At 61.0% G+C, this 25,664-nt stretch carries 21 protein-coding genes and 1 pseudogene; 12 read left to right on the top strand and 10 right to left on the bottom strand.

The window, feature by feature from the left end:
- Positions 1-64: 64 nt before the first annotated feature.
- Positions 65-490 (bottom strand): ribonuclease E inhibitor RraB, encoded by a 426-nt coding sequence (gene rraB, locus J0X03_RS21525; protein WP_004933365.1) that lies wholly within the window; start codon positions 488-490, stop codon positions 65-67.
- 162 nt (positions 491-652) lie between these two features.
- On the opposite strand from rraB, the gene argF reads away from it, so the two are divergent.
- From argF to ridA, 5 genes are all read left to right on the top strand, one after another.
- Positions 653-1,672 (top strand): ornithine carbamoyltransferase, encoded by a 1,020-nt coding sequence (gene argF / locus J0X03_RS21530; protein ID WP_160203929.1) that lies wholly within the window; start codon positions 653-655, stop codon positions 1,670-1,672.
- Between the two features lie 196 nt (positions 1,673-1,868).
- Complete coding sequence (locus J0X03_RS21535) at positions 1,869-3,437, top strand: ABC transporter substrate-binding protein (RefSeq protein WP_160203928.1); 1,569 nt, start codon at positions 1,869-1,871, stop codon at positions 3,435-3,437.
- A 289-nt stretch (positions 3,438-3,726) separates the two neighbouring features.
- Positions 3,727-4,662: an aspartate carbamoyltransferase gene (gene pyrB / locus J0X03_RS21540; RefSeq protein ID WP_160203927.1), complete on the top strand. Its 936-nt coding sequence runs from the start codon at positions 3,727-3,729 to the stop codon at positions 4,660-4,662.
- Positions 4,663-4,674: 12 nt separating this feature from the next.
- Entirely contained in the window at positions 4,675-5,139 is a 465-nt protein-coding gene (pyrI, locus tag J0X03_RS21545) for an aspartate carbamoyltransferase regulatory subunit (RefSeq protein WP_033641690.1), read from the top strand.
- Positions 5,140-5,298: 159 nt separating this feature from the next.
- Positions 5,299-5,685: a 2-iminobutanoate/2-iminopropanoate deaminase gene (ridA, locus tag J0X03_RS21550; protein WP_033651447.1), complete on the top strand. Its 387-nt coding sequence runs from the start codon at positions 5,299-5,301 to the stop codon at positions 5,683-5,685.
- 47 nt (positions 5,686-5,732) lie between these two features.
- Here ridA and J0X03_RS21555 read toward each other — a convergent pair whose 3' ends face one another.
- The 4 genes from J0X03_RS21555 to mgtA form a co-directional block, all read right to left on the bottom strand.
- Positions 5,733-5,999 carry a hypothetical protein gene (locus tag J0X03_RS21555; protein WP_046688125.1) on the bottom strand — a complete coding sequence of 89 codons (267 nt, stop codon included), beginning with the start codon at positions 5,997-5,999 and terminating at the stop codon, positions 5,733-5,735.
- Positions 6,000-6,061: 62 nt separating this feature from the next.
- A complete protein-coding gene (locus J0X03_RS21560; protein WP_160203926.1) occupies positions 6,062-6,640 on the bottom strand; it encodes a hypothetical protein in 579 nt (192 codons plus the stop codon).
- A 141-nt stretch (positions 6,641-6,781) separates the two neighbouring features.
- A complete protein-coding gene (locus J0X03_RS21565) occupies positions 6,782-9,175 on the bottom strand; it encodes a beta-N-acetylhexosaminidase (RefSeq protein WP_160203925.1) in 2,394 nt (797 codons plus the stop codon).
- A 211-nt stretch (positions 9,176-9,386) separates the two neighbouring features.
- Positions 9,387-12,095, bottom strand: coding sequence for a magnesium-translocating P-type ATPase (mgtA, locus tag J0X03_RS21570; RefSeq protein ID WP_160203924.1), 2,709 nt, complete (start codon positions 12,093-12,095; stop codon positions 9,387-9,389).
- Between the two features lie 424 nt (positions 12,096-12,519).
- On the opposite strand from mgtA, the gene treR reads away from it, so the two are divergent.
- From treR to treC, 3 genes are all read left to right on the top strand, one after another.
- Complete coding sequence (gene treR / locus J0X03_RS21575; RefSeq protein ID WP_160203923.1) at positions 12,520-13,467, top strand: trehalose operon repressor TreR; 948 nt, start codon at positions 12,520-12,522, stop codon at positions 13,465-13,467.
- Positions 13,468-13,596: 129 nt separating this feature from the next.
- On the top strand, positions 13,597-15,012 hold the full coding sequence (gene treB / locus J0X03_RS21580) for a PTS trehalose transporter subunit IIBC (protein ID WP_033631654.1): 1,416 nt from the start codon (positions 13,597-13,599) through the stop codon (positions 15,010-15,012).
- 67 nt (positions 15,013-15,079) lie between these two features.
- Entirely contained in the window at positions 15,080-16,744 is a 1,665-nt protein-coding gene (gene treC, locus J0X03_RS21585; protein WP_069100504.1) for an alpha,alpha-phosphotrehalase, read from the top strand.
- A 28-nt stretch (positions 16,745-16,772) separates the two neighbouring features.
- On the opposite strand, the gene J0X03_RS21590 is transcribed toward treC, so the two are convergent.
- Entirely contained in the window at positions 16,773-17,297 is a 525-nt protein-coding gene (locus tag J0X03_RS21590; protein WP_160203922.1) for an NAD(P)H-dependent oxidoreductase, read from the bottom strand.
- A 105-nt stretch (positions 17,298-17,402) separates the two neighbouring features.
- On the opposite strand from J0X03_RS21590, the gene J0X03_RS21595 reads away from it, so the two are divergent.
- The 3 genes from J0X03_RS21595 (at position 17,403) to nrdG (ending at position 21,333) form a co-directional block, all read left to right on the top strand.
- Positions 17,403-18,317 carry a LysR family transcriptional regulator gene (locus tag J0X03_RS21595; RefSeq protein ID WP_033651455.1) on the top strand — a complete coding sequence of 305 codons (915 nt, stop codon included), beginning with the start codon at positions 17,403-17,405 and terminating at the stop codon, positions 18,315-18,317.
- Between the two features lie 244 nt (positions 18,318-18,561).
- On the top strand, positions 18,562-20,700 hold the full coding sequence (gene nrdD / locus J0X03_RS21600; RefSeq protein ID WP_160203921.1) for an anaerobic ribonucleoside-triphosphate reductase: 2,139 nt from the start codon (positions 18,562-18,564) through the stop codon (positions 20,698-20,700).
- A gap of 168 nt (positions 20,701-20,868) precedes the next feature.
- Entirely contained in the window at positions 20,869-21,333 is a 465-nt protein-coding gene (gene nrdG / locus J0X03_RS21605) for an anaerobic ribonucleoside-triphosphate reductase-activating protein (RefSeq protein ID WP_060439158.1), read from the top strand.
- A gap of 140 nt (positions 21,334-21,473) precedes the next feature.
- On the opposite strand, the pseudogene J0X03_RS21610 reads toward nrdG, so the two are convergent.
- Positions 21,474-22,080, bottom strand: a pseudogene (locus J0X03_RS21610) (cysteine hydrolase family protein).
- Positions 22,081-22,119: 39 nt separating this feature from the next.
- Positions 22,120-23,322 (bottom strand): MFS transporter, encoded by a 1,203-nt coding sequence (locus J0X03_RS21615; RefSeq protein WP_160203920.1) that lies wholly within the window; start codon positions 23,320-23,322, stop codon positions 22,120-22,122.
- A gap of 85 nt (positions 23,323-23,407) precedes the next feature.
- Here J0X03_RS21615 and J0X03_RS21620 point away from each other — a divergent pair, with 85 nt between their 5' ends.
- Entirely contained in the window at positions 23,408-24,058 is a 651-nt protein-coding gene (locus tag J0X03_RS21620; protein WP_047025244.1) for a GntR family transcriptional regulator, read from the top strand.
- Positions 24,059-24,168: 110 nt separating this feature from the next.
- On the opposite strand, the gene J0X03_RS21625 is transcribed toward J0X03_RS21620, so the two are convergent.
- A complete protein-coding gene (locus J0X03_RS21625) occupies positions 24,169-24,360 on the bottom strand; it encodes a hypothetical protein (RefSeq protein ID WP_232099640.1) in 192 nt (63 codons plus the stop codon).
- A 44-nt stretch (positions 24,361-24,404) separates the two neighbouring features.
- Positions 24,405-25,460: a permease gene (locus J0X03_RS21630; RefSeq protein WP_160203919.1), complete on the bottom strand. Its 1,056-nt coding sequence runs from the start codon at positions 25,458-25,460 to the stop codon at positions 24,405-24,407.
- Positions 25,461-25,664: the final 204 nt, after the last annotated feature.

Raw genomic sequence — 25,664 nt, forward strand, 5'->3', positions numbered from 1 at the left:
CTTGAAAGACGACGGGGATATCAGGGGCCGGCGAGAACCGGCCCATGTGAATAAGCGGGGTTAATTAGTGGCGTTTACCGTCGTCGTCTTCGTCGATGTAGTCGCCGTCTTCGTCATCCTCACCGTCTTCACCGTTCGGATCTTCGAAGTAGGTGCCCCAGCCGTCGTAGTTGACGCCGCAGCGTTCCGCCAGCGCCACCAGCTGCTCAACCTGGGCGTCGATCAGTTCGGCGTTCAGGCCGACTTCGCTGATCACGTCGCAGCACATCACCAGCGAACCGTCTTCCACTTCCAGCTCTTCGGCGTCGGTCACTTCGTAGCCCAGCTTGAAGGCTTCAACGGCGGCCTGCTCCAGAACCTCAAATTTCTCGGCGGACAGATGGTGCTCGATGGTGTAGAGCGCGTCCGGATCGCTGCCGTCTTCCAGCAGCTCTTCGATGATCAGGCGAGTCTCTTCACGTTGTTCTTCCAGCAATTCGCGGTTTGCCATGCCTATATCCTCAAGTCAAATGGCCTTCATTCCTTCTATTTTCACACACCGCCGACATTGCTTCCACGATAAACGTGAAAGATTTCCTCACTGGGGTTGAAATTGAATATTCATACATATAAAGTGAATTTTAATTCAATTAAGCAATCAGGGAATCGGACTATGAGCACCGGCAATGCGTTCTACCAACGTCACTTTCTGAGGTTAATGGATTTCACCCCCGCCGAGCTGCAGGCGCTGCTGCGGCTTGCGGCCGATCTGAAGCAGGCCAAGAAGCAGGGGCGGGAACAGCGCCGGCTGCAGGGCAAAAACATTGCGCTCATCTTCGAAAAAGACTCGACCCGCACGCGATGCTCTTTCGAAGTTGCCGCATTCGATCAGGGCGCGCAGGTCACGTACCTCGGCCCGAGCGGCAGCCAGATCGGCCATAAAGAGTCGATGAAAGACACCGCCCGGGTGCTGGGCCGCCTGTACGACGGTATTCAGTACCGCGGCTACGGCCAGGCGCTGGTGGAAACCCTGGCGCAGCACGCCGGCGTGCCGGTGTGGAACGGCCTGACCGACGAGTTCCACCCTACCCAATTGCTGGCGGATCTGCTCACCGTGCAGGAACACCTGCCGGGCAAGGCGCTGAACGAAGTGAAGCTGGCGTACGTCGGCGACGCGCGCAACAACATGGGCAACACGCTGCTGGAAGCCGCCGCGCTGGTGGGCATGGATCTGCGGCTGGTGGCGCCGAAGGCCTGTTGGCCGCAGCCGGAGCTGGTGGCCGAATGCCAGGCGCTGGCGCAGCAAACCGGCGCGAAACTCACCCTGACCGAAGACATCGCCGAAGGGGTGCAAGACGCCGATTTCCTCTACACCGACGTGTGGGTGTCGATGGGCGAACCGAAAGAGACCTGGCGGGAGCGTATCGCGCTGCTGCGGCCGTATCAGGTCAACATGGCGATGCTGAAACTGACCGGCAACCCGAACGTGAAGTTCCTGCACTGCCTGCCGGCGTTCCATGACGACCAAACCACGCTCGGCAAGCAGATGGCGCAGCAGTACGATCTGCACGGCGGCATGGAAGTGACCGACGAGGTGTTCGAGTCGGCGCACAGCGTGGTGTTCGATCAGGCGGAAAACCGGCTGCATACCATCAAGGCGGTGCTGGTCGCCACGCTGAGCGCAACGCTCTGACACGCCTCCCCCTCCGCCCTGGCGCCCCCGGCCAGGGCGGCTAATATATTCCTGGAATATCAAATAGCGCATTGGCCTTTGCCCGCCGCGGACAAAGGTTCTACCGTGACAGGCCGATGGCGCCCGCGCCGTAAAAACCAACGATAACAAACCGTTCGCAGCGCCGCCTTGCGGCGCCTTCAGGGGATACACATCGATGAAAACCAAACTCTTGCCGCTGTTCCTGCTCGCCGCCCTGCCCGCCGCCGCGTTAGCCGCCACGCCGCCGAATACGCTGGTGGTGGTGCAATCGCTGGATGACATCGTCAGCCTCGATCCGGCGGAAGCCAACGAACTCTCCAGCATCCAGACGGTGCCCAGCCTGTACCAGCGCTTGGTGCAGGCGGATCGCGCCGATCCGGCCAAGGTGGCGCCGGTGCTGGCGGAAAGCTGGCAGAGCGATGCGGCGGCCAAAACGCTGACGGTGAAACTGCGGCCGCAGGCGGCGTTCGCCTCCGGCAACCCGCTGACCGCCGACGACGTGATCTTCTCCTACCGCCGCGCAGTGAAGATGAACAAGTCGCCGGCATTCATCCTCAACGTGCTCGGCTGGCAGCCGGACAACATCGACGCGCAGCTGAAGAAGATCGACGACCATACCGTGCAGCTGCGCTGGACGGCGGACGTCAGCCCGGCGGTAGCGCTGAATATCCTCTCGACGCCGATCGCCTCGATCGTCGACAGCAAAGCGGCGCTGGCCAACGTTAAAGACGGCGACTTCGGCAACGCCTGGCTGAAAATGCACTCCGCCGGCAGCGGCCCGTTCAAGATGCGCGTCTATCAGCCGCATCAGGCGATCGTGCTGGACGCCAACCTCACGACGCCGGGCGACAAGCCGCAGCTGAAAAACATCATCATCAAGAACGTGCCGGATCCGGCCACCCGCCGCCTGCTGGTCCAGCAGGGCGACGCCGATATCGCCCGCGAACTGGGCGCCGACCAGACCGACACGCTGAAGAACCAGCCGGGGGTTAAGGTGCTGGAGATCCCGTCCGCCGAGCAAAACTACCTGGTATTCAACACCGGCAACGGCGCCAATCCGCTGCTGAACAACCCGGCCTTCTGGGAAGCGGCGCGCTACCTGGTGGATTATCAGGGCATCACCCAGGATCTGCTGAAGGGCCAATACTTCGTGCACCAGAGCTTCCTGCCGGTCGGGCTGCCGGGCGCGCTGGAGACCAACCCGTTCCGCTATGATCCGGCCAAGGCGAAAGCCATCCTGGCCAAAGCGGGCATCACCCACGCCGCCTTTACGCTGGACGTCGAGAACAAACCGCCGTTCATCACCATCGCGCAGGCGCTGCAGGGCAGCTTCGCCGCCGCCGGCGTGAAGGTCGAGCTGCTGCCGGCCGCGGGCAGCCAGGTTTACTCCCGCGTGCGCGCCAGACAGCATCAGGCGGCGATCCGCCTGTGGATCCCGGATTACTTCGACGCTCACTCCAACGCCAGCGCCTTTGCCTACAACGACGGCAAGAGCAGCACGGTGGCCGGGCTGAACGGCTGGCAGATCCCGCAGTTGAATAAGCAGACGCTGGCGGCGCTGGCCGAAGCCGATCCGGCCAAGCGCCGCGCGCTGTACACCGCCATGCAGCAGGAGCTGCAGCGCAGTTCGCCGTACGTGTTTATCGATCAGGCCAAAACCGAAGTGGTGCTGCGCGACAACGTCAAAGGCTACCAGCAGGGGCTGAACGCCGACATGGTCTACTACGATCGCGTCAGCAAATAGCCCGCAGGCGGCCATCGCCGGCCAATCGATTGCGGGGCGGCAAAAAACGGCGTTTTAACGCTTGCAGTGGCGAAAAGCGCGAGTATAATGCGCCACAATTTGCCAGGAGAAAGCATGAAAAACGACGTTTGTTTTGTTAGCCGCAATCGACAAAACCGACTGCCTATCGGCGGCCAGCTGCCGTTGTTTCTCCTGTTGCTAAACCGATCGTTTCAAGCCCCTCATTGAGGGGCTTTTTTTTGCCTTAAAAAGTCCCGCGCCACGGGCACGCGTCGAGGAGGAGTGAAAAATGGCCAACCCGCTGTATCACAAACACATCATCTCTATTAACGATCTCAGCCGCGAGGGTCTGGAGCTGGTGCTGCGCACCGCCGCCGGTCTGAAAGCCAACCCGCAGCCGGAACTGTTGAAACACAAGGTGATCGCCAGCTGCTTCTTTGAAGCCTCGACCCGTACCCGCCTGTCGTTCGAAACCTCGATGCACCGCCTCGGCGCCTCGGTGGTCGGTTTCGCCGACGGCAGCAACACCTCGCTCGGCAAAAAAGGCGAAACCCTGGCCGACACCATCTCGGTGATCAGCACCTACGTGGACGCCATCGTGATGCGCCATCCGCAGGAAGGCGCGGCGCGCATGGCCTCGGAGTTCTCCGGCAACGTGCCGGTGCTCAACGCCGGCGACGGCGCCAACCAGCACCCGACCCAGACCCTGCTGGATCTGTTCACCATCCAGGAAACCCAGGGCCGCCTGAACAACCTCAGCATCGCCATGGTCGGCGACCTGAAGTACGGCCGCACCGTGCACTCGCTCACCCAGGCGCTGGCCAAATTCGAAGGCAACCGCTTCTACTTCATCGCCCCGGACGCGCTGGCGATGCCGGCCTACATCCTGAAAATGCTGGAAGAGAAAGGCATCGAGTACAGCCTGCACGGCAGCATTGAAGAAGTGGTGCCGGAGCTGGATATTCTCTACATGACCCGGGTGCAGAAAGAGCGCCTCGATCCGTCCGAGTACGCCAACGTGAAGGCGCAGTTCGTGCTGCGCGCCGCAGATCTGGCCGGCGCGCGCGCCAACCTCAAGGTGCTGCACCCGCTGCCGCGCATCGACGAGATCGCCACCGACGTGGATAAAACGCCGCACGCTTACTACTTCCAGCAGGCGGGCAACGGCATCTTCGCCCGTCAGGCGCTGCTGGCGCTGGTGCTCAACGCAGATTTGGCTCTTTAAGGGGGAACCGCCATGACTCACGACAACAAACTGCAGGTCGAAGCGATCAAATGCGGCACGGTGATCGACCACATTCCGGCGCAGATCGGTTTCAAACTGCTGACGCTGTTCAAGCTGACCGCCACCGACCAGCGCATCACCATCGGCCTGAACCTGCCCTCCAACGAGCTGGGCCGCAAGGATCTGATCAAGATAGAGAACACCTTCCTGACCGAGCAGCAGGCCAACCAGTTGGCGATGTACGCGCCGAAGGCCACGGTAAACCGCATCGACAACTATGAAGTGGTGCGCAAGCTGACCCTCAGCCTGCCGGACCACATCGACGGCGTGCTGACCTGCCCGAACGGCAACTGCATCAGCCGCAGCGAGCCGGTGGCGTCGAGCTTCAGCGTCAAATCGCGCGACGGTGAAGTACACCTGAAGTGCCGCTACTGCGAAAAAGAGTTCGAGCATCAGGTGGTGCTGCAGGCGGACTAATCCCGGCATGGGCGCCGGGAGATGGCGCTGTTATTCTCCCGGTGACGCCCTATAATGGGTCCTCTGAAAATCACTCTACCCACGTTGCTACCCACCGAATTTTACGCTGCGGCCGACCGCGCGGCGGCGTGAAAGACAACGGGTTTATCAGGAGAAAACATGTCACGTAACATCAGCACTGAACTCGCCCCGGCAGCCATTGGTCCTTACGTGCAGGGCGTTGATCTGGGCAGCATGATCATCACTTCCGGCCAGATCCCGGTCGATCCGAAAACCGGCGCCGTCGCCGACGACGTCGCCGCTCAAGCGCGCCAGTCGCTGGAAAACGTCAAAGCGATCGTCGAAGCCGCCGGCCTGACCGTTGCCGACATCGTGAAAACCACCGTGTTCGTGAAAGACCTGAATGACTTCGCCACCGTCAACGCCGCGTACGAAGCCTTCTTCACCGAGCACAGCGCGCCGTTCCCGGCCCGTTCCTGCGTGGAAGTGGCGCGTCTGCCGAAAGACGTGAAGATCGAAATCGAAGCCATCGCCGTGCGTCGTTAATCGACGGTCACGCGCATCACGGCCAGTGCAGACTGGCCGTTTTTACATTACTTGAATGCTGGGCGCCGACGGACACAACCCAGAGTTTCCGCTGCTGGAGAGGATGAAGCGTTAACCTGTTTTACCGCCTGTTTTAAAACGGCGATAACCTCTTCTCGCGAAGCCGTAATCGGTTTGCCGCGAGGCGTTATGCGGTCAATCTGTTCAGATGTATAGGTGTTCACTGCATCTACACCTTCCATGCCGAATTTATACACCTTCAGCTCATAAGAGGCAGGTTGTGTTACCTGACGTTTTGTTGACTTTATCACCATGCGAACCTCCTGTGACCCCACCGGCATTTCGTCATTATTGCGCAAATTTCATCCACCTTCAATTATGAGGCCGGCGGCAAAAAACCTTCCTGGAACCACAGGAAAAGCGCCTCAGCATCTCGATAAAGTATCTGTTTGAGCCCCCCGGTGAGGTCAACAAATTGATGATAATTTATATAATAATCAGCCAACTCCGTATTAATCGGCGATATTAAACGCAAACCTGCGCATGCCGTATCCACCATAAAGAGCACGGCGACATAGAGCGCAAAACGCAGCGTATTGCCATCAAGGCTCGAGTCTCTAATCCGAAAGTTTTGCAGCATCTCAATATTTAACATCGCCAGTTGCTCGCCAGCCGCCGGACAAAATCGGCAGATACAGGCGCCTGCCGGCCGGTCATCGATGCCCTGTATCTTAAAACTAAACGTAAAACCGTCAGGATCGTCCAACGCGGCGCCATTCAACGCCCAGGGAATACGGCGCTCTTCAGGTTGTTGGCGAGCCAACGCAACGCACCACTCAAAATCTTCAGCCTTCATCATTTGCACCCGGACGCCATACCCGGCCTCAGCAAAGAGGTCATTGGCTGCAGCCAGTGCGCGTTCTCCAATCAATCGGACATTAAAAACATGCGGCATTATCAATCCCTTGAATGCGTAAACCGTATTGAATGAACAAATCGGGCTGGATTTTACAACCAGCCCGTCGTTTCTGCTCTTTCAACCACATCGCAATGTCGAGATATGGAATACGCCCCGCAGTTTCTTCGCCACCTCTCCTTACGGTGCCATTTGCATCCCACGCAGCAGCGCCTCCAGCGGGTACACCGCTGCAATCACCACTTCGTCGCGCGTCTGCGCCGCCGCATCCAGCCGGCGCTGCGCTTGCTCGGCCTCGGCCCGGCTCAGCGGTTTGCCCTGCTGATGGCGATCCAGCAGCGTTAAGCCCAATGCGGCCAAGGCACCGACGTCCTGCGCCACCGGCGCCAGCTCCCGCAGCGTGCGGTTGCCCGCGATCGCCGTCTGCAGCGCCGCGCCGTTCGCCTGCCAGCGCTGCAGCCGTTCGCGCAGCGCCTGCGCCGCCGCCTTATCGCGCTTATCCTTCAGCAGAGCCGCGACCTGCGCATGCATGTCGCGCACCGCCTCGCTCTCCGGCGGCAGCGCATCGGCAAAGCGGTTCAGCGGTTCGAACTGATGATAGTTGCCGGCCTGGAACTTCAGGTGCTGGCGGGTGTAATACTGCGCCGGTTCCACCGCCTCGGCCAGGATCTGCAGCGGCACGATCTGCACGCTGTTGCTCAGCCGGGTGAATTCGCGCGCCGTTTCCGCGTGCTGCTGCAGGCCGACCGACACCACCGACCAGGCGTCGATCGCCGCCAGCCGCCGGTACATGTTGCTTTCGTCGGTGACGTCCTGCGCCGACCACAGCCGCTCCGCCACCGCAAAGGCGCGCGGCCACAGCTTGAGATCGATCAGCGGCGCACGCACGTTTTCCGCCCACAGCGCCGCTTCCCCGCCGAGGATCTTGGCCTGCCCCTTCTCATCCGGCACCACCGGCATCTTGCCCGCCGGCGCCGCCGCCAGTTTCTCGCCCTGGGTGGGGTAACGCACGTTGCCGACCAACGTATAGCCGCTGAGCTTGTCCTGTTGCAGCGTAAACACCGGCCGCGTGTCGCCCATCCAGGTATCGACGCGGAACGTCACCTGCTGCGGCGTGCGCCAGACGATATCGTGCACCGCGCGGCGCGATTTGCCGTTGAAATCGATAAAGCCGCGCCAGCCCTGCTTGCCCTCGATCAGCGTGAAACTGCCCTCCACCGCGCTGCCCTTCAGGCGCGGCATGCTGAAACGCCAGCTTTGCGCCTGCTCGCCGGGTTGCACCGCCGTTTCGACCCCCAGCGGCTGCGGCAGAATTTCATTGCGGTAGTGATAGGCGATGCTTTGCGGCTGATCGAGATAGAAACCGGTGGAGAGAATGCCCTGATAGCCATCCTGCGCGCTGGCGCCCAGCGAGTCTTGCCCCTGCCAGGACTGAATGACGATCGAACGCGGCAGCGACGGATGATAGATCTCGTCCCAGCCGACCATCTGCCGCTGGTGCTTCTCGAGGACTTTTTCCAGCTTCTGGTTGAAGTAGGCCTGCAGCGCATGGGTATCCGCCAGCCCGTTCTGCTGCATAAACGCCTGAATCGACGGCGACGCTCGCCACTGGCTGGCGTCCACTTCGTCGCCGCCGATGTGCAGATAAGGATCGGGGAAGATCGCCGCCAGCTCGCCGACGATCGTATCGACAAACTGATAAACCTCGTCGCGGGTCGGATCGAGCGTCGGCTTATGCACGCCCCACTCGCGCTCCATGCGATACGGCCCCGGCGCGCTCATCAGCTCGGGATAGGCCACCGCGATGCTGGAGGCGTGCCCCGGCATGTCGATCTCCGGCACCACGCGAATGCCGCGCGCCGTGGCGTAAGCCACCACCTGCTGCATTTGCTCACGGGTGTAGAACTGGCCGTCGCTGGCCTGCTGCTGCAATTTGGGGTAATGCTCGGAGGCGAAGCGCCAGCCCTGATCGTCGGTCAGGTGCCAGTGGAATACGTTGAGCTTGGCCGCCGCCATGCCGTCAAGCTGGCGCAAAATGTCCGGCAGCGGCAGGAAATGGCGCGCCGAATCCAGCAGCACGCCGCGCCACGGAAAACGCGGCACGTCGCGAATATCCACCAGCGGCAGGAAGGTGTTTTGCCCGTCGGTCTGCAGCAGTTGCAGCAGGGTTTCCATGCCGCGCAGCGCGCCGAAGCGGGTGTTGGCGGTCAGCGTGGCGCCCTGCGGCGTGACCAGCAGCCAGTAACTCTCATCGCTGCCCGGCAGCGGCTGCGCCGCCACCCGATCCTTGATCACCACCTTGATCGCCGCGCCGTTTGCTTCTTCCCTCGGCGCCAGCGTCCAGCCGGTCTGCAACTCGATGCGCTGGCGCCAGCGCGGCAGCGCGTCGCCCAAATCATCGCCCTGGAGGCTTAACGACAGCCGGTGATCCAAAATCAGTTTGCCCGCCGGTTGCGTCACTTCCACCTGCTGCGGCCAGGGCATCAGCGGCAAATCACCCGCCGGCTGCGCCAGCGCGCCGCAAGAAAACCATAACGATGAAGCCAGTAGCGTATAACGGAAAGGTCTGTGCATCGGAAATTCCTCAGAGGAAAAAAACAAAATATCCCCAATGAATTTCAAACCACCGCTAGGCGATAAACAACAACGCGTTGGTTTGAAAGGCGCAGGGGAAAACAGCCAACGCTGTAGATAAAGACTTAGCACAGAACAGATGTCCAACCGTTGCGGTGAAAAAGCGGACGGGATCACAGTTGCCCCCTCCCGGCCGGAGGGGGCGAACGGGTTATTGCCAGCCGTAGCGGCGCACGAACCAGCCTTTCACGCACTGGGTCAGCACCATGTAACCGGCGAGGATCAGCACCAGCCACGGGAAGTAACCGAGCGGCAGCGCCTGCAGCTGCAGGAAGCCAGCCAGCGGCGAGAACACCAGGCCGATGCCGGTGGCGATCACCGCCAGCGTCATGATGCACAGCGGCCAGGACGGGCGGCTCTGGATAAACGGAATTTTGCGCGTGCGGATCATGTGCACGATCAGCGTTTGCGACAGCAGCCCTTCCACGAACCAGCCGGACTGGAACAGCGTCTGCATTTCCGGCGTGTTGGCCTTGAATACCCACCACATCAGGCTGAAGGTCAGCACGTCGAAGATCGAACTGATCGGCCCAAAGAACACCATAAACCGCCCCAGATCGGCGGAGTTCCAGCGCTGCGGCTGGGTTATCTGATCGTCGTCGACGTTATCGAACGGGATGGCGATCTGCGAGATGTCGTACATCAGGTTCTGAATCAACAGGTGCAGCGGCAACATCGGCAGAAACGGCAGGAAGGCGCTGGCGATCAGCACGCTGAACACGTTGCCGAAGTTGGAGCTGGCGGTCATCTTGATGTATTTCAGCATGTTGGCGAAGGTGCGGCGCCCTTCGATCACCCCCTGCTCCAGCACCATCAGGCTTTTTTCCAGCAGGATGATGTCCGCCGCTTCCTTGGCGATGTCCACCGCCGAATCGACGGAGATGCCGATATCGGCCGCGCGCAGCGCCGGCGCGTCATTGATGCCGTCGCCCATAAAGCCCACCACGTGCCCCTGGCGGCGCAGCAGTTTGACGATCCGCTCCTTGTGCAGCGGCGTCAGCTTGGCGAACACCGTGGTGCGCGCCGCCGCCTGCGCCAGCTGCTCGTCGTCCATCTGCTCGATCTCGCTGCCGCGCAGCAGATGATCGGCCTCGAGCCCGACGTCCCGGCACACTTTGGCGGCCACCAGCTCGTTGTCGCCGGTGAGGATCTTCACCGTGACGCCGTTCTGTTTCAGCGCCGACAGCGCCGGCGCGGTGCTTTCCTTCGGCGGATCGAGGAAGGCGACGTAGCCTTCGAGGATCAGATCCGACTCGTCCGCCACGCCGTATTCATGGGTTTGCGCCGGCAGGATCTTGTTGGCCACCGCCACCACCCGCAGCCCCTGCTGGTTGAGATCGTCGGTGATGCGGCGGATCCTCGCCAGCAGCGCCTCGCTGAGCGGGATCACCTCGTCTTCGTGGCGCACGTGGCTGCAAATCGCCAGCATCTCTTCCAGCGCGCCCTTGCACACCAGCTCGTGATACTCGTTGTCTTTGGCCACCACCACCGACATGCGGCGGCGCACGAAGTCGAACGGGATCTCATCCACCTTGCGGTAGTTTTGCAGCGCCTGCGGCTGCTGATTTTGCTCCGCGCAGCTCAGCACCGCCACGTCGAGCAGGTTTTTCAGCCCGGTCTGGTAGAAGCTGTTCAGCCAGGCGTAGCGCAGCACCCGCTCGCTGCTGGCGCCGAACACGTCGGTATGGCGCTCCAGCACGATCTTGTCCTGGGTCAGGGTGCCGGTCTTGTCGGTGCACAGAATGTCCATCGCGCCGAAGTTCTGGATGGCGTCCAGACGTTTGACGATCACCTTCTGGCGCGACAGCTTCACCGCCCCTTTGGCCAGCGTCGAGGTGACGATCATCGGCAGCATCTCCGGCGTCAGCCCGACCGCCACCGACAGCGCGAACAGCGCCGCCTCCCACCAGTCGCCCTTGGTGTAGCCGTTGATCAGCAGCACGATCGGCGTCATCACCAGCATAAAACGGATCAGCAGCCAGCTGACCTTGCTGATGCCGCTCTGGAAGGCGTTCGGCTGCTCATCCTGGCTGGTGACGCGCTGCGCCAGCTGGCCGAAATAGGTGCCGCCGCCGGTGCCGATCACCATCGCCAGCGCGGTGCCGCTGACCACGTTGGTGCCCATGAAGCACAGGTTCTGGCAGTCGAGCGGATCGGCCGCCGGCAACTGCGGCGCGGCGGATTTTTCCACCGGCAGCGATTCGCCGGTCAGCGCCGCCTGGCTGATGAACAGATCCTTGGCCGACAGCACGCGCAGATCCGCCGGGATCATGTCGCCGGCCGCCAGCTTGATGATGTCGCCCGGCACCAGCTGCGCGATCGGCAGCTCCACGTGCTCGCTCTTGCCGGTGAGCGCATCGCTGCGGATCACCGTGGCGGTGTTGCTCACCATGGCCTTCAGCGCGTCGGCCGCCCGGTTGGATCGCGCCTCCTGGATGAAATTCAGCAGCGTGGAGATCAGCACCATCAGCGCGATCACCAAGGCGCCGGTCAGATCCTCGGTGGCGTAAGAGATCATGCCGAGCGCGGTCAGCAGCAGGTTGAACGGGTTGCGGTAGCAGTGCCAGAGGTGTTGCCACCAGGCCTCTTTCTGCTGATCGTCGATGACGTTCTCGCCGCAGCGCTGGCGCACCTGTTCCGCCTCATGGGCGGTGATGCCTTCCGGATGGCTGTGAAAACGCTCAAAGAGTTGCATCGTTTCTGCGGCGGCGCATTCCAGCCGCTGCTGCGCCAGGCCGGCCGGCATGTCGCGCGCAGCGCCGCCGACGCTGTCCAGCAGGCTGTCGCGGCGCACCAAACGGCGCGGGAGGCTGCGGGCGAACAGGCCCAGCAGCTGACGGGGGAGTTTTTTCAGTTTCATGGGTCGCACCTCGTCGCCCGGTGCCTCACGGCAGCGGGTAAACGGGGATCGTCATCGGCCGGGCGGATGGCGGGTGCGCCAAAAAGCCTCTGCCAACGCAGATCCTTATTCTTTTTTTCAGCAGCAGGAGCGAACGACGAAGCGCGCGCTACCGGTTACCGTGATGTACTTCACCGGTAAAACAGCAGCGCCAGGCGGAGAGGTTTTACCGGAGAACCGAGTGAGTGTCTAAAGCAGTCGGGTCGGGGTCCATATGGGGAATAACCTCCGGTAAAGGGAAAAACAGAGCGGCAGGAGCGGCCGTTCATCGCAATGTCACAATCCCGTTTTGCATCAAGATCCGCGTCGGAAAATGAGCTATGCTGACGGGCATTGTTTTACAGGCCTTTATGTTACGCCTGTCCACCTCAACGAAAAGTAAACCATGCAAAACCGGCTGACCATCAAGGACATCGCGCGCCTGAGCGGCGTAGGCAAATCCACCGTCTCACGCGTGCTGAATAATGAAGGCAGCGTGAGCCCGCAAACCCGTGAACGGGTGGAAGCGGTGATCCGTCAGCAAGGGTTTACGCCCTCCAAGTCGGCGCGCGCCATGCGCGGCCAAAGCGACAAAGTGGTGGGCATCATCGTTTCCCGTCTCGACTCGCCGTCGGAAAACCAGGCGGTGCGCACCATGCTGCCGCTGCTGTATCAGCAAGGCTTCGATCCGATCGTGATGGAGAGCCAGTTCGAAACCCGCCTGGTGCAGGAGCATCTGCACGTACTGCATCAGCGCAACGTCGACGGCGTGATCCTGTTCGGCTTCACCGGCCTGACCGCGGCGATGCTCAAGCCGTGGCAGGAAAAAATGGTGGTGATGGTGCGCGAATACGACGGCTTCTCGTCCGTCTGCTACGACGACGCCGGCGCGGTGAACCTGTTGATGGATCGCCTGTATCAGCAAGGGCATCGGCATATCGGCTATCTGGGGGTGCAGCTCAGCGACGCCACCACCGGCCAGCGCCGCTATCAGGCCTATCTCGACGCCTGTGAACGCCTCACGCTCACGCCGCGCGCCACGCTGGGCGAACTGAGCTACCAGAGCGGTTTCCAGCACGCCGCCGAAGTGATTGACGCGCACACCAGCGCGCTGATTTGCGCCTCCGACAGCATCGCCCTGGGGGCGATCAAATACCTGCAACAACAGCCGACGCGCGCCATCCAGGTATGCGCCATCGGCAACACCCCGCTGCTCAGCTTCCTGTTCCCCGACACCCTGTCGGTGGAGTTCGGCTACGGCAGCGCCGGCCTGCTGGCCGCGCGGCAGCTGCTGGCGCAGCTCAGCGGCGAACAGGGGATCCGCCGCCTGGTGGTGCCCAGCAAACTTTCCTGATCGGAAGTTGACCATTTTTCGTCATTTTGTGATCCTCGCCCCAAACCGGGAACGTTCCCATTTCATTCAAAATGCTGAGTGGCTAAGCTTTGATCATTACTCAGTCAACACCTCTGCAGGTATCCCATAATGAGCAAAGTAAAACAGCAGGATATTGATCGCCTGATTGTTTTGGTCGGCGGCCGCGAGAACATCGCCACCGTCAGCCATTGCATTACCCGGCTGCGTTTCGTCCTCAACGATCCCAATAAGGCGAAACCGAAAGAGATCGAAGAGCTGCCGATGGTCAAGGGTTGCTTCACCAACGCCGGGCAGTTCCAGGTGGTGATCGGCACCGACGTCGGCGACTACTATCAGGCGCTGATCGCCAGCACCGGCGTCAACGAGGCCGACAAGGAGCAGGCCAAGGTGGCCGCGCGCCAGAACATGACCTGGACCGAGCGCACCATCTCCCACTTCGCCGAGATCTTCTTCCCGCTGCTGCCGGCGCTGATCAGCGGCGGTCTGATCCTCGGCTTCCGCAACGTGATCGGCGACATCCCGATGTCCGGCGGCCAAACGCTGGCGCAGATGCACCCGGCGTGGAAAACCGTTTACGACTTCCTGTGGCTGCTCGGTGAAGCGATCTTCATGTTCCTGCCGGTGGCCATCTGCTGGTCGACGGTGAAAAAGATGGGCGGCACCCCGGTGCTCGGCATCGTGCTGGGCGTCACCCTGGTGTCGCCGCAGCTGATGAACTCCTACCTGCTCGGCCAGCAAACGCCGGAAGTGTGGAACTTCGGCTGGTTCGTGATCCAGAAAGTGGGCTATCAGGCGCAGGTGATCCCGTCGATCCTGGCGGGCATGGCGCTGGGCTGGATCGAAACCCGGCTGAAAAAGATCGTTCCCGACTATCTCTATCTGGTGGTAGTGCCGGTGGTCTCGCTGCTGCTGGCGGTGTTCCTGGCGCACGCGCTGATCGGGCCGTTCGGCCGCATGATCGGCGACGGCGTCGCCTGGGCGGTGAAAGCGGTGATGACCGGCAGTTTCGCGCCAGTGGGCGCCGCGCTGTTCGGCTTCCTGTATGCGCCGCTGGTGATCACCGGCGTGCACCAGACCACGCTGGCTATCGACATGCAGATGATCCAGAGCATGGGCGGCACCCCGGTGTGGCCGCTGATTGCGCTGTCCAACATCGCGCAGGCCTCGGCGGTGCTCGGCATCATCATCATCAGCCGCAAGGCCAACGAGCGTGAAATCTCGGTGCCGGCGGCGATCTCCGCCTACCTCGGCGTGACCGAACCGGCGATGTACGGCATCAACCTCAAATACCGCTTCCCGATGCTGTGCGCGATGATCGGCTCCGCGATCGCGGGCCTTATCTGCGGCCTGGACGGCGTGATGGCCAACGGCATCGGCGTCGGTGGCCTGCCGGGCATTCTGTCTATCAAGCCGCAGTTCTGGCTGATTTACTCGCTGGCGATTCTGGTGGCGATCGTCATCCCGCTGGTGCTGACCATCATGGTCTACAAACGCAAGGCCGCCCGCGGCGAGCTGCCGGTTTAATTGACGCAACATGAATGTAGGAGCCTGCTCGCGCAGGCTCGTGGTCACGATTCAAAGGTATTGATCTATGAGCAACCCAACCCCCTGGTGGCAGAACGGCGTCATCTACCAAATTTATCCGAAGAGTTTTCAGGACAGCACCGGCAACGGCTACGGCGATTTGGCCGGGGTGACCCGGCGGCTGGACTATCTGCAGGAACTGGGCGTGGACGCGATCTGGCTGACGCCGGTCTACGTGTCGCCGCAGGTGGATAACGGCTATGACGTGGCGGACTACTGCGCCATCGATCCGGCTTACGGCACGATGGCAGACTTCGAGCAGTTGGTCGCCGCCGCCCACCAGCGCGGCATCCGCATCGTGATGGACATGGTGTTCAACCACACCTCGACCGAGCACCCGTGGTTCAAGGCCGCGCAGGATCGCCACAGCCCGTATCGTCAGTTCTACGTCTGGCGCGACGGCGAAGGTGAAACGCCGCCGAACAACTGGCGCTCCAAGTTCGGCGGCAACGCCTGGCAGTGGCACGCCGACAGCGGCCAGTACTACCTGCACCTGTTCGCCGCCGAGCAGGCGGATCTCAACTGGGAGCACCCGCCGGTACGCGAAGAGCTGAAGAAAGTGTGTCAGTTCTGGGCGGACAAAGGCGTCGACGGGCTGCGTCTCGACGTGATCAACCTGGTGTCCAAACAGCAGGACTTCCCGTCCGACAGCCAGGGCGACGGCCGCCGCTTCTACACCGACGGCCCGCGCATCCACGAGTTCCTGCAGGAGATGAGCCGCGACGTGTTTCAGCCGCGCGGCCTGATGACGGTGGGCGAGATGTCCTCCACCACGCTTGAGCATTGCCAGCGCTACGCGGCGCAGAGCGGCGAAGAGCTGTCGATGACCTTCAACTTCCATCACCTGAAGGTGGACTACGCCGGCGGTGAAAAATGGACGCGGGCGGCGCCGGATTACGTGGAACTGAAGCAGATCTTCCGCCACTGGCAGCAAGGGATGCATAACCGCGCCTGGAACGCGCTGTTCTGGTGTAACCACGATCAGCCACGCATCGTGTCGCGCTTCGGCGATGAAGGCGCACTGCGGGTGCCGGCCGCCAAAATGCTGGCGATGGTGCTGCACGGCATGCAGGGCACGCCTTATATCTATCAGGGCGAAGAACTCGGCATGACCAACCCCGGCTTCCGCGCCATCGAGCAGTATCGCGACGTGGAAAGCCTGAACATGTACGCCGAACTGCGCGCCCAGGGCCGCGGCGACGCCGAACTGCTGGCGATCCTGGCGGACAAATCGCGCGACAACGGCCGCACGCCGATGCAGTGGAGCGCCGCACCGCACGCCGGTTTCACCACCGGCACGCCGTGGATCGGCTGCGCCGAGAACTACCCGCAGATCAACGCCGACGCGGCGCTGGCCGATCTCGACTCGGTGTTTTACGCCTATCGCCAGCTGATCACCCTGCGCAAGCAGTATCCGCTGTTGACCCACGGCGACTATCAGGATCTGGCGCCGGAACACCCGGCGCTGTGGTGCTATCAGCGCAGCTGGAACGGCCAGCGCCTGCTGGTGGCGGCCAACCTGAGCCGCGAACCGCTGGCCTGGGCGGCGGAAGGCGTGGAAGCCTCCGCGCAATGGCGCCCGCTGATGAGCAACTACGCCGATTCGGCGGACCAGCCGCAGGCGCTGACGCTGCGGCCGTTCGAAGCGGTGTGGTGGCTGCTCGAAGACTGACCCCGCAGGGCGCGGCGAACGCTGCGCCCTACCATTTCCCCAGCAGCGCCGCCACGCCGGCGGCCGCTTGCGCCAACTGCTCATCGCTCATGTCGCTCACGCCCTGCACCAGATGCGGCGGCAGATAATCCATGCCGGTCAGGTTGGCCATGGCGTGGAACGGCAGCAGCAGATCCTGCACCGGATAACGGTTATACCCTTGCGCCGTATAAGCCTGCGCGTTACCGCCGGTGCTCACCACCAGCTGCAGCGGCTTGCCGTGCAGTTGGGTGCCTTCGCTGCCGTAGGCAAAACCGTAGGTTAATACCGCATCCTGCCATTCGCTGAGGATCGCCGGCGAGCTGTACCAGTAAAACGGGAACAGCATCACTACCGCATCATGGCTCTGCAGCAGCGCCTGTTCGCGCGCCACGTCGATGCGGTAATCCGGATACGCGCGGATCAGTTCGTGAACGGTCACGTTGGGCAGCGGGCGTACGGCCTCGATCAGCGCCTTATTAATGCGCGACTCGTCGGGGGTGCGGTGGGCGGTTAACACTAAAATGCGCGACATACATGATTCCTCGGTCATAAGAAGATGAGGCATTTTTCCATTTCCGCCGCTGCGGGTGTAGGCTGTTAGAGGTCATTTCAATTTCAACTGAAAGTATCAACCACTATGTCGCTGCCCTTTGACGTACACCGCCTGTTGCCGGCCTTCCTCGCCGCCGCGCAGGCGCAAAATTTCTCCGCCGCCGCTCGCCAGCTGGGCGTGACGCCGGCGGCGGTCAGCAAAAACATCCGCGCGCTGGAAGAGAAGCTGGCGCTGCGGCTGTTTCAGCGCAACACCCACAACGTGCTGCTGACCGACGAGGGCAAAGCGCTGCTGGCGCAGGTAGCGCCGCTGTGGCAGGCATTGGCGGCGACGCTGGAAAGCGCCGGCGGCGAACGGCAGGCGCCTGCCGGCGTGGTGCGCGTCACGATGATCCCCGGCTTCGGCCGCCGGATGCTGATGCCGTTGATCCCGCAATTTTTGGCGCGCTATCCGCAGATCGATCTCGATCTGTCGCTGGATGCCCGGGTGGTGAATCTGGTGGGCGAAGGTTTCGACGTCGGCATCGGCAGCCGGGTCGATCCCGACAGCCGGCTGGTGGCCCGCCCGCTCTACCCGATGCACATGGTGCTGGCGGCGTCGCCGGACTATCTGGCGCGGCGCGGTGAACCGCAAACGCCGCACGATCTGCTGCGGCACGACTGCCTGCTGCACCGCAACCCGGCCAACGGCCGCCACGTCAAATGGCAGCTGCGCCATCAGGGCGAAACGCTGGCGCTGGATCTGAACGGCCGGCTGGTGGCCAGCCGCCCGGAGATGTTGCTGGATGCGGCGCTGGCCGGGCTGGGCATCGTCAACCTGGCGCGCTGGTACGTCGAGAAACACTTCGAGCAGGGCACGCTGCGGCCGGTGCTGGCGGAATGCTGGCCGCGCCCGGTGCAGCTGTGGCTCTATTACGCTTCGGCGGATCTGCCGCCGCGGGTGCGCGTCTGGGTGGATTTTCTGCTGGAACATTTTCGCGATCGGCCGGCGGGCGATTGACGACTGTTCAGCTTGCGCACGCTCTTCCGTTTTCCTTGTTCTACATCAAAAGAATCGCGCCGATATCTATATATAGTGCATTAAGAATTGCGAACACCTATATATAGTAGTTATCCACAAAATCATCCACACGCCGCCACAGCCCTTGCGCGCTGCGGCTTTGCCCTGTGGATAAGCGAAATTTGACGGTTGCTCGCCACGCCAGGCGGGTATGAACGCTCCCTCGGGGAACAAGGAGTACAACGTGAAACCAGTAGTGATTAAGCGGGACGGTTGCCAGGTACCTTTTGACGAAGCGCGCATTGCGCAGGCCATCGAGCGCGCCGCGCTGGCGGTGGGCGTGGTCGACGCCGACTACTGCGCCACCGTCGCCCGCGTGGTCGCTCAGCGCATGGAGCAGCAGCCGCGCGTCGATATCCACGAGATCCAGCAGGCGGTGGAAAACCAGCTGATGGCCGGCGAATACAAACAGCTGGCGCGCGCCTATATCGAATACCGCCACGATCGCGACGTGGCGCGCGAACTGCGCGGCCGCCTGAATCAGGAAATTCGCGGCCTGGTCGAGCAAAGCAACCGCGCGCTGCTGAACGAAAACGCCAACAAGGACAGCAAGGTGATCCCCACCCAGCGCGACCTGCTGGCGGGCATCGTCGCCAAACACTACGCCAAGCAGCACATCCTGCCGCGCGACGTGGTGCTGGCCCATGAACGCGGCGAAATTCACTACCACGATCTCGACTACTCGCCGTTCTTCCCGATGTTCAACTGCATGCTGATCGATCTGAAAGGCATGCTGACCAACGGCTTCAAGATGGGCAACGCCGAGATTGAGCCGCCGAAATCGATCTCCACCGCCACCGCCGTGACCGCACAGATCATCGCCCAGGTCGCCAGCCATATTTATGGCGGCACCACCATCAACCGCATCGATGAAATTCTGGCGCCGTTCGTCGACGAGAGCTTCCGCAAACACCTGCAGGTGGCGGAAGAGTGGCAGATCCCGGACGCCAAAGGCTATGCCATGGCGCGCACCGAGAAAGAGTGTTACGACGCCTTCCAGTCGCTGGAGTACGAGGTCAACACCCTGCACACCGCTAACGGCCAGACGCCGTTCGTCACCTTCGGCTTCGGCCTCGGCACCAGCTGGGAATCGCGCCTGATCCAGCGCTCGATCCTGAAAAACCGCATCGCCGGGCTCGGCAAAAACCGCAAGACCGCCGTGTTCCCCAAACTGGTGTTCGCCATCCGCGACGGCCTCAACCACCAGTACGGCGATCCGAACTACGACATCAAGCAGCTGGCGCTGGAGTGCGCCAGCAAGCGCATGTACCCGGACATCCTCAACTACGATCAGGTGGTGAAGGTCACCGGCTCGTTCAAAACGCCGATGGGCTGCCGCAGCTTCCTCGGCACCTACGAGCAGGACGGCGAGCTGGTGCATGACGGCCGCAACAACATCGGCGTCATCAGCCTCAACCTGCCGCGCATCGCGCTGGAGGCGATGCGCGATGAATCACGCTTCTGGGCGCTGCTGGAACAGCGCCTGCAGCTGGCGAAAAAGGCCCTGATGACGCGCATCGCCCGGCTGGAAGGCATCAAGGCGCGGGTGGCGCCAATCTTGTACATGGAAGGCGCCTGCGGCGTGCGGCTCAAGGCCGACGACAACATCGCGGATATCTTCAAGAATGGCCGCGCTTCAATTTCGCTGGGCTACATCGGCCTGCACGAGACCATCAACGCGCTGTTCGGCGGCGAGAACCACGTGTATGACGACGAGGCGCTGCGCGCCAAAGCGGTGGCGATCGTCGCGCGGCTGCGCGCCGCCGTCGACGCCTGGAAAGACGAGACCGGCTACGGCTTCAGCCTCTACAGCACGCCGAGCGAAAACCTGTGCGATCGCTTCTGCCGGCTGGACACCGCCGATTTCGGCGTGGTGCCGGGCGTCACCGACAAGGGCTATTACACCAACAGCTTCCACCTCGACGTGGAGAAGAAGGTCAATCCGTACGACAAGCTGGACTTCGAAGCGCCCTACCCGCCGTTGGCCAGCGGCGGCTTCATCTGCTACGGCGAGTACCCGAACCTGCAGCACAACCTGAAGGCGCTGGAAGACGTGTGGGACTACAGCTACACCCGGGTGCCTTACTACGGCACCAACACGCCGATCGACGAGTGCTACGAATGCGGCTTCACCGGTGAATTCTCCTGCACCAGCAAAGGCTTCACCTGCCCGAAATGCGGCAACCACGACTCGGCCAAAGTATCGGTCACCCGCCGGGTGTGCGGCTATCTCGGCAGCCCCGATGCCCGGCCGTTCAACGCCGGCAAGCAGGAAGAGGTGAAACGCCGGGTGAAACACCTCGGCAACGGGCAGCTCGGCTGAAAAGCGCCGTGCAACCTAGGCAGAAGCCTGTTCATCAGGCGTGATTGTCGCCGCCAGTTTGCCTTCGGCCAGCGCGCACCCACCGCAGCGTACACGCAGTACGTGAGGATTGGGAGCCCTGCCCGGAGGCAAAATGGCCAGTAAAATAGCCTGATGGGCAGGCCTCACATGAATTATCACCAGTATTACCCAATCGACGTGGTCAACGGCCCCGGCACCCGCTGCACGCTGTTTGTCGCCGGCTGCGTGCACCAATGCCCCGGCTGCTACAACAAAAGCACCTGGCGGCTCAACTCCGGCCAGCCGTTTACCCCGGCGTTGGAAGACCGCATCATCGCCGATCTGAACGATGCGCGCGTGCCGCGCCAGGGGCTGTCGCTCTCCGGCGGCGATCCGTTGCATCCGGCCAACGTGCCGAGCATCTTAACGCTGGTGAAACGGGTGCGTGCCGAGTGCCCCGGCAAGGATATCTGGCTGTGGACCGGCTACCGGCTGGCGGAGCTGGACGCACAGCAAATGCAGGTGGTGGACAGGATCAACGTGCTGATCGACGGCAAGTTCGTGCAGGATTTGAAAGACCCGGCGCTGATTTGGCGAGGCAGCAGCAACCAGGTGGTGCATAGGTTGCGATGAACCAACAACACACGTTTCAATAGGTATTCATCCAAACTCGACCTGACGCATCGGCAGCATAGAGTCATCTGACAGGCGGCTCTGTGCCAGAAGCTGACGTTCAAATGACCGGGCATACCCGATCCTCTTTGCCCAGTACGTCAGAAATTCATATTTTTATGCCCAGACTTCTGATATTTCAGATGAGCTGGTAACAAAAGCATGTTGAGGTATGATTTTTTCAAGTAAAAACACATTGGTTTCATGATCTGGATCTTCGCAACAATCACTCACAACGATAAGGCGGTAATCAAGGTCAAAAGCTTGCCCGACTGTAGAAAGCACCACACCACTAGTCGTCACGCCAGTAAGGATCAGGGTTTCGATGCCTTGTGCACGAAGAATCATATCAAGTTCGGTAAAAGAAAAAGCGCCGACCCTGCGTTTAACAATCACGGGCTCATTCTCTGCCGGAGCGACATCAGCATGAATAGCCGTGCTCTCGCTATCAGCCATAAAAATTCCATTCTCTTTAATGGACGAGAAAATCGTGTTGTTTTGGCTGACCTCAGGGTAACCCTTGCGGAATCCGACACTAACGTAGATAACGGGTACACCTGCTGCGCGTGCGGATGATATCAGCGAGGCCGTGTTACGAATAACGTCTCCAGCACTCTCATGCGGTAGGAAGTTGTTAAGAATAATCGCCTGAAAGTCCATTACCAGCAGCGCGCTGTTTTTATTGATATTACTGAGTTGATTTGACATAAAATCTCCGAATTTGCCGGTGAAGGGTAATGCAGCCAGTCAGCGTGTCACTGGCTGGCGTTGTATATTGAGGTTCCACGCCGCTCCGAGCAGCAGGATGCAACTGGTTGCCAGGAAAACGGCTCGCATCCCGATATGCCCGCCGACAAAACCTCCAATCAACGGCCCGATGAACTGTCCGGCAAACTGCGCAGCGACGGAATAACCAAGGATGCTGCCCACCATTCCTTCTGGTACGCGATGACGTATCACTGCCGCAATACAAGGCAACAGGCCGCCAAGCGCCAGCCCCATTAGGAAACGCAGGGCAATCAGTTGCCATCCGGACGTGACAAATGCCTGAGGGATCAGCAACAAACCGGCCGCAGCTAACGCAAGAGCGATAATGCGCAAATGCCCTATCCTGTCTGCCAGCTTCCCAAGCCAAGAGGCGGAAATAATGCTTCCCAATGCCGCTGCCGCCATCACATATCCTGCCACTTTAGTTATCTGGGACGCGTCACTGACGAGGGTTCGAACATAGACCGTGATAATGGGCTCTATTGACATGTTAGCCAGCATCAGCAGCAGGCCGGTGCAAAGCATGCAGACAATTACAGAGCGTGCGGGTATCTGCGACCAGCCAACCCGGGATTGGGTGGCTACATCCGAAGGTTTTTTCACCTCTTCCCGGATAAGAATAAGTGTCATGAGGAAGGCAAAAAATATCAGCGCGCCGGCACAAAGAAATGTGGATCGAATTCCAATCAGGCCAGGTAACCAGCCCCCGGCAAGCGGACCGGCAAGATTACCTGCCATTACACCGGATGAAACGATCCCAAGCGCCCACGCTGCACGTTCTCTGGGAGCCTGGACCGCAATAAGAATTGTTGCACCGGATGAATATCCGCCAGCCAGTCCAACCAACAACCTCAGACCGACAAGTTGCCAGATATTTGTCACCAGCCCCATAAGAGAAACCGTAACCGCCATGCCCAGACTGGCTCTCACGAGCATCGACTTGCGTCCATATCTGTCACCCAGTCTTCCCCAGACCGGGGCAATCAACCCGGCAGTAATAAACGTTGCGCTGAATGCCACACCAGACCATTGAATAACTGCGGCATGCCCGTTTACACCAAGCTCTTCAACATACAAAGGGAGGAATGGCAGCATCAGAGTCATTGCGAAGACGGTTGAAAACGAGCCAATGAAGCAAACGATCAGATTTCGCTGCCAAAAGCTGTTATAGAATTGGGTCATAAAAGCGCTCTTTATTGGTATACCAAATTGGTATACCATATAGAGTATGCATTTTACTGTCAATTTTCGGGAGAACATTGCCGTCATGAGTCAGGCATCAGAGGTTGAAAACCAGTTACGAAAACAAATTCTCAGCATGGAACTGGGGCCGGGAGAACGGTTGACGGAGCGCTGGGCTGAAGCGACGTTTAAGGCGTCCCGGACACCTGTGCGAGCCGCATTACAAAAGCTGGAATCAGAAGGGCTGGTATGTCGTGACGGGATACGCTGGTTGGTGGCACCGATCGATATCGCGGAAGTTGAACAGCTGTGCATTTACCGGGAAGTACTGGAAGTTGCGGCATTAAAAATTTCAGCCAGCCAAATGACGGAAGAACAACTCAGCGGTCTGGAAAACCTTCTCAAGGAAAAGGCGGCTGATGCAACTGAAGATATTATGGACGATGCCGGAACACAATTTCATCTACATCTGGCCCGTATGTGTCAGAATACGTTTATTATCGAAGGAATAAGCGATGCTCTGCGCCGGCTTTCACGGGCACGATGGCTGGACAAAGCGCCGTCGAATCCCGCCTGGGAGGATCATCGCGAAATATTTGCTGCGCTTCGCTCGCAGGATACTGAGAAAGCAGCAGAATTACTCGCCATTCATCTTAGCGAAAGCCGCCTCCGCCTTCTCGAAGCTATCAACTCAAGCAGACGTAGCCTAAGGGCGAGAGGTATTGCTATAACCTGACCATGTGGGGCGTTTTGACTAAAATATAAAAAGGTCCGCTTTTCGCTCAAAGCCGACCAACAGCGCCCCTAGACACTGTAAGTCCAGCTGTGAGCTAGCGCAGCTCAACATCATCCTCGATAACACCCCCGAATTTTCGCTTTAAATATAGCCATTCGTTTTTCTACCTCCGAATGGCTGAGATAAACCGCGGTGCCGTTTCTCAAACGTTCAAGGGCGGCATCCACCCTTTCACGCAACGCTTGCTCCAGCAACATAGCCTCTACGTCCATTTCAGGTTTATTCCGCTGTTCCATTTCCATCTCCTCCTTGAGACAGCATCGAACCACTCATCAGCAACGGCAAGTTACACCAACCCCATCCCCAGCACGCCGGTCAGTACGCCGCACAGCGCCACCAGCGCCGCCGTCAGGCACAGCGCCCGGGCGGAGAAGGCTTTGTTGAGCATCAGCAGCGAAGGCAGGCTGACCGCCGGCAGGGTCATCAGCAGCGCCAGCGCCGGGCCTGCGCCCATGCCCGCCAGCATCATGGTCTGTACGATCGGGATTTCCGCCGCGGTGGGGATAACAAACAGGCAGCCGACGATCGCCAGCGCGATGATCCACAGCAGGCTATTGTCGACGGCGCCGTCGGCATGCGGGAACAGCCAGACCCGCGCCGCCCCCAGCGCCAGCACCGCCAACACGTAGATCGGGATGGTCGACCAAAACAGCGCCCACAGCGCTTTGCCCCAGCGGGCAAGGAACGGACGTTCGTCGCTCTGCGCCGTCATCACCGGCGGCTGCGGCGCGGCAGGCTGCGGATCGTTGGCGGTCACGCGCTGCACCAGGCAGGCGATGCCCAGCACCATCACCACGCCCGCCACCAGGCGGATGGCGGCGAACGGCCAACCGAGCACAAACCCCATGAACACCAGCGTCGCCGGATTCAATACCGGGTTGGCGAGCCAAAAGGCCAGCGCGGCGCCGCTGGACACCGACTGGCGGCGCATGCCGGCGGCAACCGGCGCGGCGCAGCAGGTGCACATCATGCCCGGCAGCGCGATCAGCGCCCCCAGCACGGTGCCGGAAAAACGCCGGTGGCCAAGCGTGCGCGCCAGCCAGTCGCGCGGGATCAGCACCTGCACCAGCGAACCTAACAGCACCCCGAGCAGCGCCGCCTTCCACACCGCGGTGAAGTAGACCAGCGCGTACTGCCAGGCCGCCAGCCAGGGGCTCGCGGCGCCGTCGGCCAGGATCGATTTGCCGATCGAGTGGCTGTCCGCCGCCACGAAGGCCTTGCCGTAGTAAGGCTGCCATTTGACGTAGTAGAGGCCGACGGCCACCACCAGCAGAAACAGGATCGGTTTCCACAGCGGCCAGGCGCGTGGGGCGTGTTCAGGGGCGTTTAGAGGTTGCGGCATGGTAGCGGCCAGAGTCAGTCAACAGAGGCGCCAGCATAGCGCGCCGTCGCCGCCCGTGCACGCCCGGGCTGTCCTAAATAGTTCATCTGTTCGCCACCGACGCGTAACGCGATTGTCATCTGCGCCCGGCACCATGATGCCAACTTGAAAACCACAGGGTAGACGCCCGATGAAACGCACCGCTTTCGCCTTCATCGCACAGCC

The organism is Serratia ureilytica (assembly GCF_017309605.1).
GTDB classification, from domain to species: domain Bacteria; phylum Pseudomonadota; class Gammaproteobacteria; order Enterobacterales; family Enterobacteriaceae; genus Serratia; species Serratia ureilytica.